We start from the raw sequence: 17583 nt of genomic DNA, 5'->3' as shown, positions 1-17583 counted from the left end.
GGAAAAAGATGGAAACGACCTGATGATGCTGTATCAATTTTGACAAGATTAACCCGGGGTTAAGGTGGTTCTTGACTAACCGGCGGGGATGTTGATCTGCCAGGCCGAGTAGGTTTACGGATGACGATGGCGGGGGGAATCGCCTATGATGACCCTAGGCCTGAATTATTAGGATGGCTGGGGCAACGGGTATGGGAATTGCTAGGTTGATTGCCTTCATGCAAGGCCAGGTCCGTTGGGGGAGTTAAATTAGGTTTTCTTATGCTAATCGTGCAAGGCGCTCCCACTGCCTTTCTCTGACTCAACGAGCAAGGGATCATCATGAACATCCAGAACCAATTAGCATGGGTAGGGGAGCAAACAGAGGTTGTTGGTCGGCCCTGGTGGGAATTTCTTTACCCGGTGGATATGGATGCAGCCCTGGGGGCCTGGCGGACTGTGTTGGCTTCTCCCCGGACCGATATTACCTGGCAGGGGTATTGGCGGAATGGGGAGGACCCTTGTCCAGTGGTGCAGTTCACCTTTACCAATCAGTTGGCAGAACCCGGCGTGGAGGCTGTAGTGGTCACTGTACAGATGGTGGGCCATCAACCCAGTCCCGACCGGGGCATCACCAAAATACAGGACCAGGGCTATGACCTGGAAACCGCTTTGACCCAGCAGCAATTGGTCTTGCATTACCAGCCGGTGGTGGACCTAGGAACGGGGGCGACAGTTGGCTTGGAAGCCCTGGTGCGCTGGCAACATCCCCAGTGGGGGTTGCTCCATCCGGCGGCCTTTTTGCCTCTGGCGGAAGCACGGGGGTTGATCGTGCCCCTGGGCCGATGGGTACTTCAGCAGTCCTTGCACCAGTTGCAAATGTGGCAGTCCCAGTTTCCTCAGTTGGGGGAGTTGCGCATGCATGTCAATGTATCACCGGTGCAGTTGGCCCACCCCCAGTTCCTGACCGATGTGCTCCTGGCGGTGCAACAAGCAGGCGTCCAGCCAGAACAATTGGTCCTCGAGATTACCGAAGGGCATGCCCTGGGGACTATCCCGACGGTAAACGATAACCTGGGCAAGTTGCAGGAGTTGGGGGTAGCTGTGGCGTTGGATGATTTTGGCACGGGCTATTCGTCCCTCGCGCGTTTGCACCACCTGGCGATTCAATACCTGAAAATTGACCGGTGTTTTCTGGCCAGTACGAGCCGTCGGGCGCAGATTATTGTGGGTGCCATGGTGAACCTGGGCATCAATTTGGGGATGACGGTGGTGGCAGAGGGGGTGGAACGGGATTTGCAGCGGTTATTCCTGCAGCGCTTGGGGTGTCACTTGGCCCAGGGGTACTTATTTTGCCAGCCCCTGCCAGCGAGTCAGATTCCCCATTTCTTAACCCAGGCGTCGGTCTAGGTGTTCGTTCAAACGTTCGATGGCCTGCACCAGGCGTTCCTCCGTCGTCGGCTCGGGCGGGGCGGAGGTGGGAGACGGACGACGGGCCAGCAAGACCAACCGCACTGACCAGAACAACACCAATGCCACGATGAAAAAGTCCACCACCGCCCCCAGGAAATGACCTATCTTGACCCCTGGCCCAATGGTCAATGTCCGCCAGTCGCCGCCGGGAATCAAGGGGTTGATCAAGGGCATCACCAGGTCTTCCACCAAGGAGGTGATGATTTTGTTGAAGGCGCCCCCAATGATGACGGCAACAGCTAAATCAACGAGGTTCCCCCGCAGGGCAAAAGCTTGAAACTCGCGCCAAAACTGGCCAACTCCAGCCCCTACCCGTCGTCTCACCATAAATCAATTGGGGACCGGCTTGGCGGTGTCACCCACCCGGAGGCCCCGCCCGCTGAGAATACGCCCCACTGCCGACACCCCATCCACCTCGGTCAACTGTACCCGTCCCACCGGTTGCGTATCTTTGCGCAGGACTTGGCCCGTCTGGGGGTCCTTGATTTCCTTGACGACCCGTTCGACAGACATCACCATCCCTGGGCGCAGGCCATCTTTGGCCCCCTTGTTGAGCACCACCCGCCCCGGCGACACATCCGCCACGATGGCGATCACATCCGGCAGCAACGGAGGCAGCGCGGCAATCGTTGGTTCCTGCTGCACGATGCCTTCCACAACCTGCTTGACCGCCTGTTCGACGGCTGCCACCAAGAGTTTATCACGGGCATCTGTGACCTTGACCGAACCAATCCCCGAAACGGTGACCCCACCACTTTCATGTTCTGCCGTCCCTGCCCCTTCCGCAACCGCCAGAACCTCACCAGTAGCAGTGTTGACCAGGCGGGCGGCTAATTTTACATCAGCTCTTTGTTGGACACTGGCCGTCGCTATCCCGAAAAAGCCGATGTTCGTCGCCGATTGAGTTTGTTCAACATGGAATTGGGTAATCGAGCCAATGATGACGACATCTGCCCCCAAAAGCCGACCAATTTGGGCTGCCGTCGCCGGTTCAATTCGCCCGCCCGCCCCCAGATTTTGTTCGGCCAGGATCTGGTTAATCCGGCTCCGTTCCACCACAATGAATGTCCCGTTTTGGGCGAGGCGATTGGTCAATAGGTCACTTACCCCCTTGGCCGGTCCGACATTGCCGTACAGGCTTAGCCCCGTACCGGCAAAGTCAAAATCCAGTACTGCCAAGCGCTTCTTGGTTTGGACTTGGAGCTGCTCGATTCCCATACCTTGAGCCTGGACCCCTTGAGGCTCCACAAAACCAATGGTTCCACCGACGATTAGGCATAGCGCCATTATCTTCCCCAGCCCTGCTGCCATTCCCCCAACCAAACGCTCCCCACCACTCTGCCCAAAACCCTATCACATTTGGGGCGGGCGTAACGTTGCCCAGGGCACATTCTTAGCACATTCTTATAATTGAGGTTGGAGTTGCCCTTTCCGCTGGGTGGGGAGACAAACAATGCGCGGCTGGAAACGCTGGTTAGCGGTGGCTTTGTTCCTTTGGCTGTGGCTGTGCCCACCTGTACATGCCGAGGACTACAATAAACGGATGCTGGTGGGGGCCGATTTTTCCGGGCGCAATTTAACCGACGCCAGCTTTGTCAAAGCCCTGTTACGTCAGGCCAACTTTGCCGGCGCCGACCTGCGGGGAGTGAGTTTTTTCGGAGCCAACCTGGACCGAGCCAACTTTGAGGGGGCCAACCTGGCGGGTGCCACCCTGGACATGGCCCTGATGACCCATACCAATTTAAAAAACGCCATTCTCACCGACGCCTACGCCTATCTCACCAATTTTGCCGGCGCGGACATTACCGGTGCGGATTTCACGGGTGTGGTGTTGCGGCGGGATGCCCAGATGATGCTGTGTGAGCGGGCCAGCGGCGTAAATCCGGTGACAGGAGTGGCGACGCGGGATAGCTTGGGTTGCCCTTGAAGAACAGCCACTCGGTTTGCACCACCCCCGCCTGGGGATGGACCCACACGTAGCCTGCGCTCTGAACCCCATCAGCCCCCAGTGTGACCAGGCCGAAATGGTGAAGACCGTTGCGAATCCGCGGAACGACGGCGGCGTTGAAATATACCGTCCCCTGCTCATCCTGATGCACCATGCGCCGTTGCCCCAAATTCCCCCGCAACTGCCGATGCATGTGGCCAAAGACCACCAGGGGGATAGAGATACCTTGGCTACGCGCCATGTGTAACGCTCCGGCCAAATCCGGGTCCCCGAAATCCCCCCCCACGGGCGCCCAATCCCGGCCACAGGGGTCGCAGGGTTCCCCGCCCAAACCGCTGGGGCCATTGTGATTGAGGAGGATCACCTGGGGAGACCGAGCCTGGCGGATGGCCTGCAGGATGCGCTCCTGGGAAGCTGCCCAACCCTCGACCCCAAAGTACTGCCGGTAAAAGTCGCCCCATTGCCACTCGACGCCTCCCCACGTACAAGGCCGTCCCCCCACCACCGCCAGCCCCAGGGGGGGAAACTTCCGGCAGCCATACCCCACGTGGTCATCCCCCAGCAGGTCCAACTGCTGCCGAAACCGGTCCTCCCGGCTGGGGTCATAGGGGCATTGGCGCCGTCCCCAATCCGTGGCCGTGTACCAGGCGTCGTGATTCCCCAGCACCACCGCCTTGGGCCAGGGCAAGACCGCCACCTGCGCCACCACCTCCACCGCCTCGTTGCCGAAATCCCCCACAAACAGCACCAAATCCACCTGCAAATGTTCCAAGGCCAAGGCGTCCGCCTCCTGCCACTGGCCATGGACATCCCCCACCACGGCAATGCGCACTCCGGTCAATTTGGTAGCCCCAATGGAAACGTAAACGTACCGTTGCGCGTGCCCCCCTCGGGATTGTGCAATTGCAAAAACAGGCGCAGTTGATTGAACGAGATCCCCCACAGGGTCACCGGTTCGTCGTAGCCCTTCAGCATCGTGGTGTAGGGTGCGAAAAATTCGTGGACCTGGTCCATGTCCTGGATATAACGGAAGGTGTTTTCCCCCATAGCCAGGTCCAACCCCAGGCTACGGGTGGCCGCCTCCAACCGGAACGCCAGATTCACCGTATCCCCTAAAGCGGTGTACTCCGGGCGCTCACCGCTACCGCTGTTGCCCACCATAGCATAGCCGGTGTTGAGGCCCACCCCCACCCGCAACGGCCCCGGCAAAGGATATTGGTAGTGCAAATTGGCGGTGGTTTTGTCAATGGCCCAGACCGTGCGCAACAACCGCAACATGTCGTTTTGAGAAGGACCTTGGGTGCTGTGGATCCAGACGGCCATCACCGCATCGCCGATGTATTTATCCACCCGCGAGCCAAAACGCTGGATGATTTCCCCCACCTGGCGAAACCAGGAGCCAATCGCCTGGGCCAGCAAGGCCTCATCCAACTGCCGTGCCAGGAGACCATACTCTCGGATGTCCACCACCAGCACGGAAATCAGGCAGCGCACATGCAACACTTCGGTGGCGTGGTCCTGGTCGCCCTTCCCTGGCCCAGGGGCTGGAAGCGGCGTGGGGGGCACCGAATTACGCACGTGAAAGGTAATTTTGGTTTCCCCCACGGTGATTTGGTCCCCGTCCTGCAGGACCACCGGAATACTGACGCGTCGCCCCCGCAAAAAAGAACCGTTGCGACTGCCGAAATCAATAAAGTAATACTCCCCCGTATCCAACCGTTGGATCATGGCGTGATGACGGGATACCCACCGGTCTGCCAGGACAATGCCGTTGCGGTCGGCGCGACCAATACTCCAACTGTTACCGCCCACAAGAGGAATATATTGTTCACCGGTGGGAGTCGTAATCAACAAATAGGCCGCAGAAGTATTCACCCTGACCTGTCCATCGGCAAAAAAATCCCTTTCCCTTCCCAGTCTAACCCAATGGGATTGTGGTTCACTAGATAGACAGTCGTGTAGAGCAGCGATGACCACCCTTGCCGTGACGCCTATACCCTCCTGGTGGCAGGCCATCCTGCTGGGGTTTATCCAGGGGGTGACGGAGTTTTTGCCCATCAGTAGCATCGCCCACCTGCGGATTCTGCCGGCGTTTTTCGGCTGGCCGGATTTTGGGGTGTCCTTTAGCGCCGTGATCCAGTTGGGGAGCCTGGCAGCCCTCCTGTGGTACTTCCGGCAGGATATGGCCCAGGTGGGACAAGGCTTCCTCCTGGCGGTGCGCAAACGCCAATGGCAGTCCCTACCGGCGCGGCTGATGCTGAGTCTGGTGGTGGGAACGGTGCCGCTGCTGGTAGCCGGGGCGCTGGTGAAGCTGACGGTGGGTTCACCGCCGCGGGGATTGCCGGTGATCGCTGGGGCATTGATTGGGGTGGGATTACTCCTGGCCTGGGCCGAACGGGTGGGCCGACGCCAGCGGGACCTGCAGGCCCTACGGGTCAGCGATGGCTTCTGGGTAGGCTGCGCCCAGGCCTTGGCCCTGATTCCCGGGGTGTCCCGCTCGGGCGCCACCTTGGTGGGGGGGCTATTGGTGGGTCTGGACCGAGAAACGGCGGCCCGCTTTTCCTTTTTGCTGAGTATTCCGGCCCTTTTGCTAGCAGGTGTCGTGGAGTTGTTCACCGAAATTGCCTTCACACCCGCAAGCTTAAGCAGTGTGGTGTGGGGAACCCTCTCGGCCTTCGGGTTTTCCTACCTGGCCATTGATTTTTTGCTGAAGTATCTGCAGCGCCACAGCACCGCCATCTTCATCCTCTATCGGCTGGTATTGGGGGTATTGTTACTGGTGGGCTGGGGCCTGGGCTACCTGCACTAGGGATTGGATCAACCGCACCGCCCCGGCCAAGTCCGGCTCAAGGAAATCGGGCTGGTACTTTTGCAGCGTGACCGCATCGCGAATGCCGCAAGTGACGGCCACCACCGGAATCCCGTGGGTCTGGGCAGCAATAATGTCCGCTTCCGTGTCCCCCACCATCCACACCGGCCCCCTAGGCGCAATGGCAGCCAAAGCGCGGGCCAGCACCAGGGGTTTGTCCAGATGGTCAGCCGTTTTCACAAAATCATCCGCCACACAATAGCAACGCTCCCGCGACAACAGCGGTTCCAGGGCAAATTGCCTCAGGGCAAAGGTGAGTTCCCGCTCCCGCCGCATGGTGATGACGCAAACCGCCACCCCCTGCTGGGCCAACTGGGCTAGAACGGTTTTCACCCCCGGCTGTAACCGGTCCAGTTCAAAGTAGGGAAACGTGTGTACGGTCTGCTGGCGGCACTGGGCAAACAAACGCGCTTGCACCGGTGTCAATCCCGAGCGAATGCCGATATCCGTTTCCGCAACCTTGGCCCGTTTGAGCGCCCAAAACGTGGCTTTATCCAGATAGGTCAACTGCGCCTCAGGATACTGCCGCTGCAGGTTTTGCAAACACAGCCGATACACCTGGTAGTAACGTTCCGACACATCCACCAGGGGGCCGTCAAAGTCCGTCAGCAGGGTCAGCCGCTGCATCCACCTGGAAAACGCCGTAGGTCAATTTTACAATAGGAAACAGGGCAAAAAAGGGCACGATGGTGGATGTTCAAGACACCTTTGATGTCATTGTGGTAGGAGCCGGACATGCCGGGTGTGAGGCGGCCTTGGCTACAGCCCGCTTGGGGTGCCGTACCCTGTTGCTGACGTTGAATCTGGACCGCATTGCCTGGCAGCCCTGTAACCCGGCCGTGGGGGGACCGGCCAAGTCCCAGTTGGTGCACGAGGTAGATGCCCTGGGGGGGGAGATCGGCAAAATCACCGACCGCACCTATTTGCAAAAACGTTTGCTCAACAGTTCCCGGGGGCCAGCGGTATGGGCCTTGCGGGCGCAGACGGATAAACGGGAATACAGCCGAGTCATGCGCCAGGTGGTGGAGAACCAGCCCAACCTCTGGGTGCGGGAAGGCATGGTAACGGATTTGCTCATTGGTCCCAATGACGAGGTGCAGGGGGTGACCACCTACTTTGGCGTCAGCTTTGCGGCCAAGGCGGTTATTCTCACCACCGGCACTTTTCTGGGGGGACGGATTTGGGTGGGCAACCGCTCCATGGCCGCCGGACGGGCCGGGGAATTTGCCGCCGAAGGGCTGACCGATTGCCTGCGACGCCTAGGGTTTGAGGTGGGGCGTTTGAAAACGGGTACGCCGGCGCGGGTGGACAAACGCACGGTGGACTACAGCCGCCTAGAACCCCAACCCGGGGACCCCCAGGTGCGCTGGTTCAGCTTTGACCCGACAGTCTGGCAGGAGCGAGAGCAATTGCCCTGCTATTTAACCCGCACCACAACCGAAACCCACCGGATCATTCGGGAAAACTTGCATCTCACGCCGGTGTACGGGGGCTGGATTGACGCCAAGGGACCGCGCTATTGCCCCAGCATTGAAGACAAGATTGTGCGTTTTGCCGACAAGGAATCCCACCAAATCTTCTTAGAACCCGAGGGGCGGGACATTCCGGAGCTGTATGTGCAGGGGTTTTCCACCGGGCTGCCGGAGCCTTTGCAGTTGGCCCTGTTGCGCACGTTACCGGGGTTGGAAAACTGCGTGATGTTGCGTCCGGCCTATGCGGTGGAATACGACTACCTGCCGGCCACCCAATGTTTCCCCACCCTCATGACCAAAAAAATTCAGGGGCTTTTTTGCGCCGGGCAAATCAACGGCACCACCGGCTATGAGGAAGCTGCTGCCCAGGGAATCGTGGCGGGGATCAATGCAGCGCGCTATGTCCAGGGCCAAGACATGATCGTTTTTCCCCGGGAGCAGAGCTACATCGGCACGCTTATTGACGACCTGTGCACGCGGGATTTGCGGGAACCCTATCGCATGTTGACCTCCCGCTCGGAATACCGGCTGCATTTGCGGGCCGACAATGCCGACGAACGCTTGACGCCCCTCGGACGGGAAATCGGTCTGATTGACGACCGGCGCTGGCAAATTTTCTTGGACAAGCAACGCCAGATCGCCGCCGAGCAGCAACGACTCCAGCAGATCCGCGTCAAACCCCATGACCCGGTGGCTGACCAGATTCAAGCAGCTGGGGAACCCCTACGGACAGCGGTCACCCTGGCGGAGTTACTCACCCGACCGGGGATTCACTACAGCGACCTCGTGGCCTGGGGCTTGGGGGATGACAACCTACCGCGGGCGGTACAAGAGGGTGTAGAAATCCGGTTGAAATATGCCGGTTATCTCCAGCGCCAACAGCAGCAAATCGAGCAGATGCAAAAATTAGCCCACCGGCGCTTACCCGCAGATATTGACTACTACCGCATCTCTACGCTATCAATGGAAGCGCGGGAGAAGTTGAGTCGTGTTCGCCCTCTCACCCTTGGTCAAGCCGCCCGCATTGGGGGTGTAAATCCCGCCGATATCCAAGCCTTGGTCATCTACCTAGAACTGCACCAGCAACTTTCGGCATGAGTCACTCAACGCCCGAAACGCCCTGGGAAGCGGAGGCGGAAGCCCTGCTGGACGAGGTATTTGCCTGTCTGGAGGAGCCGTTGCCGCCCCAGCGTTGCCTGCCACCGGTCCCGGAAATCCTGGCCCTTACGTCGGCCCAACCTACGTCAGGAAACGCCGTTGTCCTAGCCTATCGTCCTTCGCCACCCGCTCCCATGGACCCCGTCCTGACGGCGGCTTTTGTGGATACCCCGGTGGAACGGGACCTGCCCTGGTGGATTTGGCTGGGGTTAGGGGTGGTGGTGATGCTGGGCACCTGGGGTTGGCAACGCAGTTGGCAAGCACGACCGGCGGCGCAACTTGCTGCATCACCCCACGGTGAATTTATTGCCTATTTGGATCAGGCCCTGGACCACATCCCCGAAAAACCCCCTGCACCTCAGCCCAAACCTACACCAGCATCAGTCTCTTTGCCGCCGCCCCCGCTGCCGGTTGTCGTCAAGCCCATGCCCCAACCGCCGGTAGTCCCTACACCAGTAGCTATCGTTCCCCCTAGCCCTGTGGTTTCTCCAACCCTACCGCCACCCCAGCCCGGTCCTCGCCCGGTGTTGGTGGGTCTGTTGCAGATGGGTCCCCAGTCGGTGGCGATGTTTCAAATCGGCGACACCACCCAGAACGTCTCTATTGGAGAAACCATTGGGTCCACCCCCTGGCAACTTAGGGAAGTGCGGGAGCGGGAGGTGGTCTTGGGCAAGGGCCAGCAACAGCGGGTGATCCTAGTGGGGCAGGAGGTGACCGATTAAAGCGGGGGGAGAAAGACCGATGCCGGACTGGTGGCAACGACTGAGTGGTTCGTTGGTAGAAGTCATTCTGGATTGGGAAAACCAGGTCCAACAATGGCTGGAGAAGCTGGAGACCTGGAATGACCAGGTTGAAGACATGCTGTGGGAGTGGGAGACCTCCATTACTGAAACCACGGTTTGGTTGGAAGAGGCTCTCTCCGGCTTGGCCCAACCTTTAGCCCGCACGCTGGACCCGTTGCTGATGAACCAACCGGCCTGCGTCGGCTGCAAGCATTATCACGGTCAGGTCTATAACGGCCAGATTCTGGTGTGTGCCATGCACCCCTACGGTGTGGAAGGAACCCAATGTCCTGATTGGGAGGGGTTCTGGAGCTGAACTGGCCTATGGTGAGTGAAAAGGCGAAAAAGATTCTGCTGTCAAGGTCCGATTTGACCGGGGGAGAAATCGCAAAACTCACCGAGGCGGAGACAGGGCAATTGATCTAAAAGGCCCAAAAAAAGAAGCCACCAGACAATCGTCCCCAAATCTGTTTCACTGGATTGGGTGCATGCCCAAGGGCTGAGCTTGCAAAAATCGCTGAAAGTTGCGGTTTTAAGGTTGTTTCATCAGTGACAAAAAACTTGCGTTTTCTGTGCTGTGGTGAAAATGCCGGTCCCCACGAATTGCAGGGCGTGACGTTGTTGAACGAATCATGGATCACTGATAGGTCTGGTTAGAACGGGGGTCTAAGGGGTTCTCGAGATGACTCTGAGCTGCAGGGCGTAAAACGCTGTCGTCTCCGAGATGCCACTCGCGGTTGGGCATGTCCTGCTGGTTCAGAGTTTGCAGGAGGCGAATCGTGCGTTTGTGGGGATCGGGCCTGGGAATCCCGCTGGAGACACCACGCGCCCCTCCAGGACGGCCATCGGCTTTTACCGCGCCCACCCCTACTTCATTTGTTGGCGGGCCAGGTTGTCCAGGTAACGAATAATGCCTTGGCTAATGCCCTGGGCAATTTGCTGCCGATAGGTGGGATGAGCCAGACGGGGAGCGTCCTCGGCACCGGTGACATAGCCCACCTCCACCAACGTCGCCCGCATAGAACTCCGGCGCAGGACGTAAAAACGGGCCTGGCGAACGCCCCGATCCCGTGCATTGGTTTGTCGCAAAACGTTTTTGTGAATACTGCGGGCCAGCCATTGTCCCGTTTGGTAGTAGTAGGTTTCTACGCCGTTGACATCGGGACGGCTCAGGTGCAGCGCATTGGCGTGAAGGCTGACGAACACGGTGGCCCTGACCCGTTCCGCCAAAGCCACCCGGGGTGCCAAATCCATATCTACATCCCGATTGCGAGACAACACTGTGCGCACCCCTTGGGCCTCTAACAGACGAGCCACCCGCCGACTGATGTCCAGGACGATGTCTTTTTCACGGATCCCCCCCCGACCAATGGCCCCGGGATCGCTGCCCCCATGACCCGGGTCGAGAAACACCACAAAACGGGAGCGGTTGGGGGTGCTCCCCGGGGGACGAGTAACGACCGGTGCGGGTCGCAGTAACAGACCCTGGGGGACCCTGACGAGCTGCCAATCCGGGTCGCCGGTGCGGACTTCGAGCATCAGCCGGGTGTGACCAGTGCTGGTGATTTCCGCCCGCAGGTTGTAGGGACGGGTTTGGTTTTGCAATTCCCTACTGAGGCCGGTGTTGGGTAAATCCACATACAACCATTGCCGGTCGAGGGAGCGGGTTACGCGTCCCCCCACCGCCGGACCGCTGAGGTGCAGTAAAATCCCTTGCCCCTGGCGCTGGGCCGCTTGGAGCACGGTCCTGACCCCTGGGGGCCTTGACCAGTCCACCGACCATCCCTGGCCCTGGAGTTGTAACCGCACCTGGTCAGTGCTAATAACCTGCGGCAAGGCCACCACCAACCGCACGACTTCCGGTTGATACTGGGCGACCCGCACCGTCGTCGAACCGAAGGACTGCTCAACCGGGGGATAGGGCCAACGGGTTGCCGGCAGGTCAATGACCACCCGCTGTTGCCCCACCACCTGCACCTGGGGTTGGGTAGGGTGGTCCGTTTGGAAGTGCAACTGCTGCCTTTGGGCGTCATACCGCCAGGATTGCAACGTCGCCTGGGCCCACCCCGGCAGAGCCAGCCCCGCCACCACCAGCCCTACCGTACCCCATCCCCCCCAAAATCGCACCTCACACCCCTTTGCTTCACCCAAGGTTTGATTCGCCAGAATCGCTGCCCATCCGCCGACTTAGGGTAAGATCAAAACGAGTCGTCAAATGTTCCCGTAGTTGATCTACCCTTGTCGCCCACACCCTGAGGAAATCCAGTCCATGGACGCGGCCGAACTCTTAGCGCTTTATGCCCAAGGGGAACGGAATTTCAGTCGGGTTAATCTCAGCGGTGTAGATTTATCGGGGGCGGATTTACGGGGCATTGACCTAACAGCGGCCAAATTGAGTGGCACCTATCTAACCGAGACCAATCTCGAAGGGGCGATATTAAACCAGGCCATCCTGCGGGAGGCGGATTTGAGCGGTGCCTTTCTCAAGGGGGCGGGGCTGGTCATGGCCAAACTCAGCGGCACCATTTTATGGCAAGCCGATTTAACCCAGGCGGATTTGGGGGGGGCCAATCTCTGTATGGCGGACCTCAGCCACGCCCGATTGGTGGAGGCGGATTTGAGCCGGTCCCTCCTCAGCAGCGCCAATCTCACCCAAGCGGACCTCAGCCAAGCCAATCTCTGGGATGCGGATTTAAGCCGGGCCAATCTGCGGCAGGCCAATTTAACGGCGGCCTCGTTACGGGGAGCCGATCTATCCCGCGCCATCCTCCAGGGAGCCATGCTGAGCCGCGCTAAACTCTCCAGTTGCATCCTCAACGGCGCCAACCTCCGCCAGGCCAAATTGAACGGGGCCAGCTTGATTCAGTGCGACCTAAGCAGCGCTAATCTCCGGGAGGCCGATTTGACCGATGCCGATATCACGGGCGCGATCTTTGACCGGGCCATCCTTGTTGGTGCCGTATTACTGGAAAAACCGCCCATTGCCCATGCTTGACACCGGGCGCGGTGGGGAAAACTGGCTGGCAGCCCATTTACAACGCCAAGGATGGCAACTGCTGGCCCACCGCTGGCGCTGTCAGTGGGGAGAACTGGACCTGGTGATGCTGGCCGGGGAGGTGGTGGTGTTTATTGAGGTTAAAACCCGTAAGGCCGGCAACTGGGACGCCGATGGCGCTGCGGCCATTACCCCCCGTCAACAAACCCGCCTGCAGCAGGCAGCAGCCGTTTTCCTGAGCCAACATCCCCAGTGGCAGCACCTCCCCTGTCGCCTGGATGTGGCTCTGGTGCGCTGGACGGGGCGGCGATATGTGCTGTGGCGGTACTTAACCGGGGCCTTGTCGTAAACAGGAATTTGGGTTATACTTAGGAGATGTCACATTTTGTACACGCAGGGCAGTTATGGCCAAGAACAAAGGTGTACGGCTGATTATTACGCTGGAGTGTACGGAATGCCGGACCAACCCGAACAAGCGGGCGGCGGGCGTTTCCCGGTACACCACCACCAAGAATCGCCGTAACACCACCGGACGGCTGGAGTTGAAGAAATACTGCCCCTATTGCAACAAACACACCCTGCATCGGGAGACGAAGTAGGCTATGACGTTTTATCGGCGACGGGTCTCTCCGATCAAACCCAGTGACCCGATTGATTACAAGGACGTTGACTTGTTGCGGAAATTTATTAGCGATCAGGGCAAGATTCTGCCCCGACGGGTAACGGGGTTAACGGCCAAGCAGCAGCGGCAGATTACCCGGGCCATCAAGCGGGCGCGGATCCTGGCTCTGTTACCCTTTGTAAATCGGGAGGGTTAGGGGTTGGGTAACCTTATGCTAAACTGGGGGCAACGATTGTCTCCCCAACCCAGGAGGGTTAATACCCTGATTTGGGAATTGTTCACTGTTGTTCCATTGACGGATTTGTGACGGCGACTCCCCCCTCAAAACGACCGAACAACCGCGCTATACCGAACATTAACGAGCGGATTCGGTACCCCAAGATTCGGTTGATCGATGTGGACGGTACCCAACTGGGGATCATGTCCCCCCGGGAGGCCCTAGCTTTAGCCCAGGAGAAGGAACTGGACCTGGTGCTGATCAGCGAAAAAGCCGACCCACCGGTGTGCCGCATCATGGACTACGGCAAGTACAAGTTCCAGCAGGAGAAAAAAGCGCGCGAGGCCAAGAAAAAACAGCAGACGGTGGAAGTCAAGGAAGTGAAAATGCGTTACAACATTGACGACCACGATTACCAGGTGCGGGTAAACCAGGCCCGGCGGTTTTTGAAAGAGGGGGACAAGGTCAAGGTCACCATCACCTTTCGCGGGCGGGAGTCCCAACACAGCGAATTGGCGGAAGATCTACTCAAACGGCTGGCCAACGATGTGCAGGAGGTAGGGGAGGTGCAACAGGTGCCCCAAAAAGAAGGCCGCAATATGATTATGGTATTGATGCCCAAGAAGTAACCTATTGCTGCAGGCGCCAGCCGATATCGCTGCGGTAGTAACTGTTGGTAAAGTGGATGTGCTTCACGGCGGCGTAGGCCTGGGTGAGGGCATCCGCCAGGGTTTCACCGTAGCCCGTCACGCTGAAGACCCGCCCCCCATCGGTAAGGATTTGGTTGCGTTCCCGCCGGGTGCCGCTGTGGAAGACCAAGGCGCCGGTAGCTTCCGCCAGGTCCAGACCCTGTACCGGATAGCCCTTGGTGAATTCTCCAGGATAACCGCCGGACGCCACGACCACCGTAGCGGCGTAGCCCGGTTTCCAATGGGGGGGCGGAACATCGGCCAACTGCCCTTGGGCACAGGCCACCGCCAGCTCCAGCAGGTCTGACTCCAGCAACGGCAAGAGAGCCTGGGTTTCCGGGTCCCCAAAACGACAGTTGAACTCCACCACCATCGGGTCCCCTGTCGGCGTAACCATCAATCCTGCGTAAATGACCCCCCGGTAGTCAATGCCTCGCCGCCGGAGCGCCGCCAACAGGGGCTGAAAAATCTCCCGTTCCACTCGCTGCTGGAGTTCCGGCGTCATCCAGGGCACCGGTGCGCAGGCCCCCATCCCTCCCGTATTGGGACCCGTATCTCCAACCCCTACGCGCTTGTAATCCTGGGCCGGCAACAGGGGATACAGGGTTTGGCCATCCGTCAGCGCCAGGACCGATACCTCCTGCCCCGGTAAAAACGTTTCCACCAGGACCCGTTGCCCGGCTGTCCCGAATTTCCCCGCCAGGGCTGCCTGCACCGCCTGGACCGCCTCCCCGTGGGTTTGGGCCACCGTCACCCCCTTACCGGCGGCTAAACCGTCCACCTTGACCACCACCGGCAGGGGTTGTTGTTCGATGTAGGCCTGAGCGGGGGCCAATTCCCGAAAAACCTGGGCAGGGGCAGTGGGAATCCCCTCCGCTAGCATCAGTTCCTTGGCCCAGACTTTGCTCGCCTCCAGTTGGGCGCCCGCTTGCCCCGGCCCCAAAACCAACAACCCCTGTTGCCGCAGGTGGTCTGCCAACCCCATCGCCAGGGGTGCTTCCGGACCGATGACTACCAATCCCACCCCCTGCACCACCGCCAAACGGCCAATTCCCTCCTGGTCCACCGGCAGCATGGGCATATTGACACACTTGGGGAGCATAGCCGTCCCCCCGTTGCCCGGCACGCAAAACACTTTCGTTACCTGGGGCGATTGGGCCAGCTTCCAGGCCAACGCATGTTCCCGCCCACCCCCTCCGACCACCAGCACCCTCATGGCCGTTTCCACACCAGCGTCAAACCATCCGCCACCGGTAGCATACTCAGCAGCACCCGTTCATCGTGATAAACCTTGCGGTTAAAGGTGCGAATCGCCTGGGTGGCAGCATCCTGGGCCTGGGGATCGATCACCCTCCCGCCCCACAACACGTTGTCCACCAGCAACAAACCGCCGGGACGCAGCAATTGCAGGCACTGCTCGTAATAAATCCCGTAATTTTCCTTATCGGCGTCAATAAAGGCGAAATCGTACTGTCCGGCTTCCCCCTGGGCCAACAAATCCGCCAATGTCGCCTGGGCCGGCCCGATTCGCAGGTCAATCTTGTGGGCCACCCCTGCCTTCTCCCAGTAGCGCCGGGCGACTTGGGTGGTTTCTGGGTCAATATCACAGGCGACCAGGCGACCATCCGCAGGCAGGGCCAGGGCCACCACCAGACTGCTGTAACCAGTAAATACGCCGATCTCTAAGGCCCGTCGCGCCCCCATCAACTGCACCAACAGAGCCATGAATTGCCCCTGATCCGGCGCAATTTGCATCTCCGCTCCCGGCAATCCCTGGGTTTCGGACCGGAGTTGTTGCAAAAGGGCCGGCTCCCGCAGGGAGTGTTCCAGCAAGTAGCCGTAAAGCGCCGGTGTTAACGGCAGGGTACAGCGGGACACCATTCAACCCTGACAGACACTATTTCTAATCATGCCAGTTTTCTGTACAGTGGGGAAAAAATCTAGATAAAAACGACGCCATGCGGCCTTTGTACTTTCTGGTCCCCGGCACCGATCCCCGCTACCACTGTGGCGGTCTGTGGGCCGAGTTGAAAACCCTGGCGTTAGCCCAATCCCTTGGCCCAGCGGAGTTAGTGACCTACCAGCAACGGGAACCCGGGCGTCTGTTTTTAGCCGACCTGCTCCAACAACCCGTTTCCGGCATTTTCGTGGTCAGTTGGGGGTTTCATGTCCCGCGTCTATTACGACGGTTACGGGCCTATCCGGTGGTTTACCATGCCCACAGCGTGGGTTACGGATTCGCCATCCCACCCGGCGTGCCCATTGTGACGGTCAGCCGCCACAGCATGGGTTATTGGGGACAAAAAGCACCCCACGCCCCCATTTACTACCTGCCCAACGTCCTCAGCGATGAATTCACCAACCGCCACCAGCCCCGGGACATTGACGTGTTGATCATGGCCCGCAAATCCTCCCCCTATCTCCTGAAGCAACTGGCGCCCAAACTCCAACGCCATTGCCGGGTCGAGATTGTGGATACTTTTGTGCCCGACCTGGCCGACCTGTTCAATCGCAGCCGCCTTTATCTCTACGACTCCGCTATGTACTGGGCGGTGCGGGGGGTCAGCGAAGGGTTTGGTCTACCGCCCTTGGAAGCGCTGGCGTGCGGCTGCCAAGTCTTTTCCAGTGTCAACGGCGGCCTAGCGGATTACCTGGACCCCGGGGGCAATTGCCAGCAAATCGGCTGTTATGACTCCGGCTATGACCTGCAGCGGATTCTACAGGCCCTACAGACGCCGCCGCCTCCTGTTCCTCCTGAGTTCCTGGCGGAATATCGCGCTCCCCAGGTCAAGGCCAGACTGCAACGCATTTGGCAGGCCCTCGATGCCTTTTTTGACTACCGCCAGCACCATCCGCAGGGGGACATTGCCCCTTTCACACCGGCGCGTCTCTGGCGGCAACGGATGGAACGGTGGACCGTCCACATGCGGCGACTGTTAAAAAAATGGCGATGATTCCCCTACCCCGGCAACCTTTTCGCTAGGGTTGAAGGTGGGGAGTTTACAGGAGCCACGCTTATGCAGGAAATGAACCAAGGACCGATGCGGTTTGATAACGCCGACAATCCCCTGGTGGTCCTCACCGGCGGGCTACTCATCCTCGGCGTCGTCGCTGCCCTACTGGTCCTGGCCCTCAAGTACGCTTACTAAGAGTATCCCTTAGCATAGACAAATATCCCTTTTAGGGACCAGTGGGAGTTGGCGGAGTATCCCTTAGCATGGACAAATATCCCTTTTATGGACATTTATCCACACCTCGGGTTTAGGGACTGACTGAAAGTATTTGTTCCCTTCAATCAATCCCAGTGCCTTATACCGCTCACTAAACAAGTTTTTTAAGAAAACTTCCACTTGCTTAGTGAGGGCTTGCTCCATGCGGC

General features: G+C 59.2%; 21 protein-coding genes. 13 read left to right on the top strand and 8 right to left on the bottom strand.

Annotated features, from left to right (window positions below):
• Positions 1–321 precede the first annotated feature (321 nt).
• Positions 322–1389, top strand: coding sequence for an EAL domain-containing protein (locus tag Q6L55_11300; GenBank protein MEN9259294.1), 1068 nt, complete (start codon positions 322–324; stop codon positions 1387–1389).
• Here Q6L55_11300 and mscL read toward each other — a convergent pair.
• A complete protein-coding gene (gene mscL, locus Q6L55_11295) occupies positions 1369–1779 on the bottom strand; it encodes a large conductance mechanosensitive channel protein MscL (GenBank protein ID MEN9259293.1) in 411 nt (136 codons plus the stop codon). The genes Q6L55_11300 and mscL overlap by 21 nt on opposite strands.
• Before the next feature lie 3 nt (positions 1780–1782).
• Positions 1783–2763: a CsgG/HfaB family protein gene (locus tag Q6L55_11290; GenBank protein MEN9259292.1), complete on the bottom strand. Its 981-nt coding sequence runs from the start codon at positions 2761–2763 to the stop codon at positions 1783–1785.
• Between the two features lie 127 nt (positions 2764–2890).
• Here Q6L55_11290 and Q6L55_11285 point away from each other — a divergent pair, with 127 nt between their 5' ends.
• Positions 2891–3379, top strand: coding sequence for a pentapeptide repeat-containing protein (locus tag Q6L55_11285; GenBank protein MEN9259291.1), 489 nt, complete (start codon positions 2891–2893; stop codon positions 3377–3379).
• Here Q6L55_11285 and Q6L55_11280 read toward each other — a convergent pair.
• Together Q6L55_11280 and Q6L55_11275 are read right to left on the bottom strand one after the other, a co-directional pair.
• Positions 3270–4232, bottom strand: a complete 963-nt coding sequence (locus Q6L55_11280; protein MEN9259290.1) for a TIGR04168 family protein — start codon at positions 4230–4232, stop codon at positions 3270–3272. The genes Q6L55_11285 and Q6L55_11280 overlap by 110 nt on opposite strands.
• A gap of 5 nt (positions 4233–4237) precedes the next feature.
• Complete coding sequence (locus Q6L55_11275) at positions 4238–5275, bottom strand: adenylate/guanylate cyclase domain-containing protein (GenBank protein ID MEN9259289.1); 1038 nt, start codon at positions 5273–5275, stop codon at positions 4238–4240.
• Positions 5276–5369: 94 nt separating this feature from the next.
• On the opposite strand from Q6L55_11275, the gene Q6L55_11270 reads away from it, so the two are divergent.
• Positions 5370–6209: an undecaprenyl-diphosphate phosphatase gene (locus Q6L55_11270; GenBank protein ID MEN9259288.1), complete on the top strand. Its 840-nt coding sequence runs from the start codon at positions 5370–5372 to the stop codon at positions 6207–6209.
• Here Q6L55_11270 and Q6L55_11265 read toward each other — a convergent pair.
• On the bottom strand, positions 6174–6896 hold the full coding sequence (locus Q6L55_11265) for an HAD family hydrolase (protein MEN9259287.1): 723 nt from the start codon (positions 6894–6896) through the stop codon (positions 6174–6176). The two genes, Q6L55_11270 and Q6L55_11265, sit on opposite strands and share 36 nt — an antisense overlap.
• Before the next feature lie 59 nt (positions 6897–6955).
• On the opposite strand from Q6L55_11265, the gene mnmG reads away from it, so the two are divergent.
• From mnmG to Q6L55_11250, 3 genes are read left to right on the top strand one after another with little or no spacing between them, the layout of a single operon-like run.
• The gene (mnmG, locus tag Q6L55_11260) at positions 6956–8839 is read left to right on the top strand and encodes a tRNA uridine-5-carboxymethylaminomethyl(34) synthesis enzyme MnmG (protein MEN9259286.1); all 1884 of its coding nucleotides are present in this window, start codon (positions 6956–6958) and stop codon (positions 8837–8839) included.
• Positions 8836–9621 carry a hypothetical protein gene (locus tag Q6L55_11255; GenBank protein MEN9259285.1) on the top strand — a complete coding sequence of 262 codons (786 nt, stop codon included), beginning with the start codon at positions 8836–8838 and terminating at the stop codon, positions 9619–9621. The genes mnmG and Q6L55_11255 overlap by 4 nt, the downstream gene beginning before the upstream one ends.
• 19 nt (positions 9622–9640) lie before the next feature.
• Positions 9641–9997, top strand: coding sequence for a hypothetical protein (locus tag Q6L55_11250; protein MEN9259284.1), 357 nt, complete (start codon positions 9641–9643; stop codon positions 9995–9997).
• 551 nt (positions 9998–10548) lie between these two features.
• On the opposite strand, the gene Q6L55_11245 is transcribed toward Q6L55_11250, so the two are convergent.
• Positions 10549–11832: an N-acetylmuramoyl-L-alanine amidase gene (locus Q6L55_11245; GenBank protein ID MEN9259283.1), complete on the bottom strand. Its 1284-nt coding sequence runs from the start codon at positions 11830–11832 to the stop codon at positions 10549–10551.
• Positions 11833–11950: 118 nt separating this feature from the next.
• On the opposite strand from Q6L55_11245, the gene Q6L55_11240 reads away from it, so the two are divergent.
• From Q6L55_11240 to infC, 5 genes are all read left to right on the top strand, one after another.
• Positions 11951–12676, top strand: coding sequence for a pentapeptide repeat-containing protein (locus Q6L55_11240; protein MEN9259282.1), 726 nt, complete (start codon positions 11951–11953; stop codon positions 12674–12676).
• Positions 12669–13025 carry a YraN family protein gene (locus Q6L55_11235; protein ID MEN9259281.1) on the top strand — a complete coding sequence of 119 codons (357 nt, stop codon included), beginning with the start codon at positions 12669–12671 and terminating at the stop codon, positions 13023–13025. The genes Q6L55_11240 and Q6L55_11235 overlap by 8 nt, the downstream gene beginning before the upstream one ends.
• A gap of 55 nt (positions 13026–13080) precedes the next feature.
• Positions 13081–13275 (top strand): 50S ribosomal protein L33, encoded by a 195-nt coding sequence (gene rpmG / locus Q6L55_11230; GenBank protein ID MEN9259280.1) that lies wholly within the window; start codon positions 13081–13083, stop codon positions 13273–13275.
• 3 nt (positions 13276–13278) lie between these two features.
• Positions 13279–13494: a 30S ribosomal protein S18 gene (gene rpsR / locus Q6L55_11225; GenBank protein ID MEN9259279.1), complete on the top strand. Its 216-nt coding sequence runs from the start codon at positions 13279–13281 to the stop codon at positions 13492–13494.
• 107 nt (positions 13495–13601) lie between these two features.
• Entirely contained in the window at positions 13602–14144 is a 543-nt protein-coding gene (gene infC, locus Q6L55_11220; GenBank protein ID MEN9259278.1) for a translation initiation factor IF-3, read from the top strand.
• Between the two features lies 1 nt (position 14145).
• Here the strand turns inward: infC and purD are convergent, their stop codons facing one another.
• Positions 14146–15432: a phosphoribosylamine--glycine ligase gene (purD, locus tag Q6L55_11215; GenBank protein ID MEN9259277.1), complete on the bottom strand. Its 1287-nt coding sequence runs from the start codon at positions 15430–15432 to the stop codon at positions 14146–14148.
• A complete protein-coding gene (locus Q6L55_11210; GenBank protein ID MEN9259276.1) occupies positions 15417–16085 on the bottom strand; it encodes a class I SAM-dependent methyltransferase in 669 nt (222 codons plus the stop codon). The genes purD and Q6L55_11210 overlap by 16 nt, the downstream gene beginning before the upstream one ends.
• A gap of 77 nt (positions 16086–16162) precedes the next feature.
• Here Q6L55_11210 and Q6L55_11205 point away from each other — a divergent pair, with 77 nt between their 5' ends.
• Positions 16163–17158, top strand: coding sequence for a glycosyltransferase (locus Q6L55_11205; GenBank protein MEN9259275.1), 996 nt, complete (start codon positions 16163–16165; stop codon positions 17156–17158).
• A gap of 63 nt (positions 17159–17221) precedes the next feature.
• Positions 17222–17353 (top strand): hypothetical protein, encoded by a 132-nt coding sequence (locus Q6L55_11200; GenBank protein MEN9259274.1) that lies wholly within the window; start codon positions 17222–17224, stop codon positions 17351–17353.
• Positions 17354–17583: the final 230 nt, after the last annotated feature.

Source organism: Gloeomargarita sp. SRBZ-1_bins_9 (assembly GCA_039794565.1).
GTDB lineage: Bacteria > Cyanobacteriota > Cyanobacteriia > Gloeomargaritales > Gloeomargaritaceae > Gloeomargarita.
The sequence above is the reverse complement of the archived record's forward strand: the minus strand, read 5'-3'. Positions and strand labels throughout refer to the sequence as shown.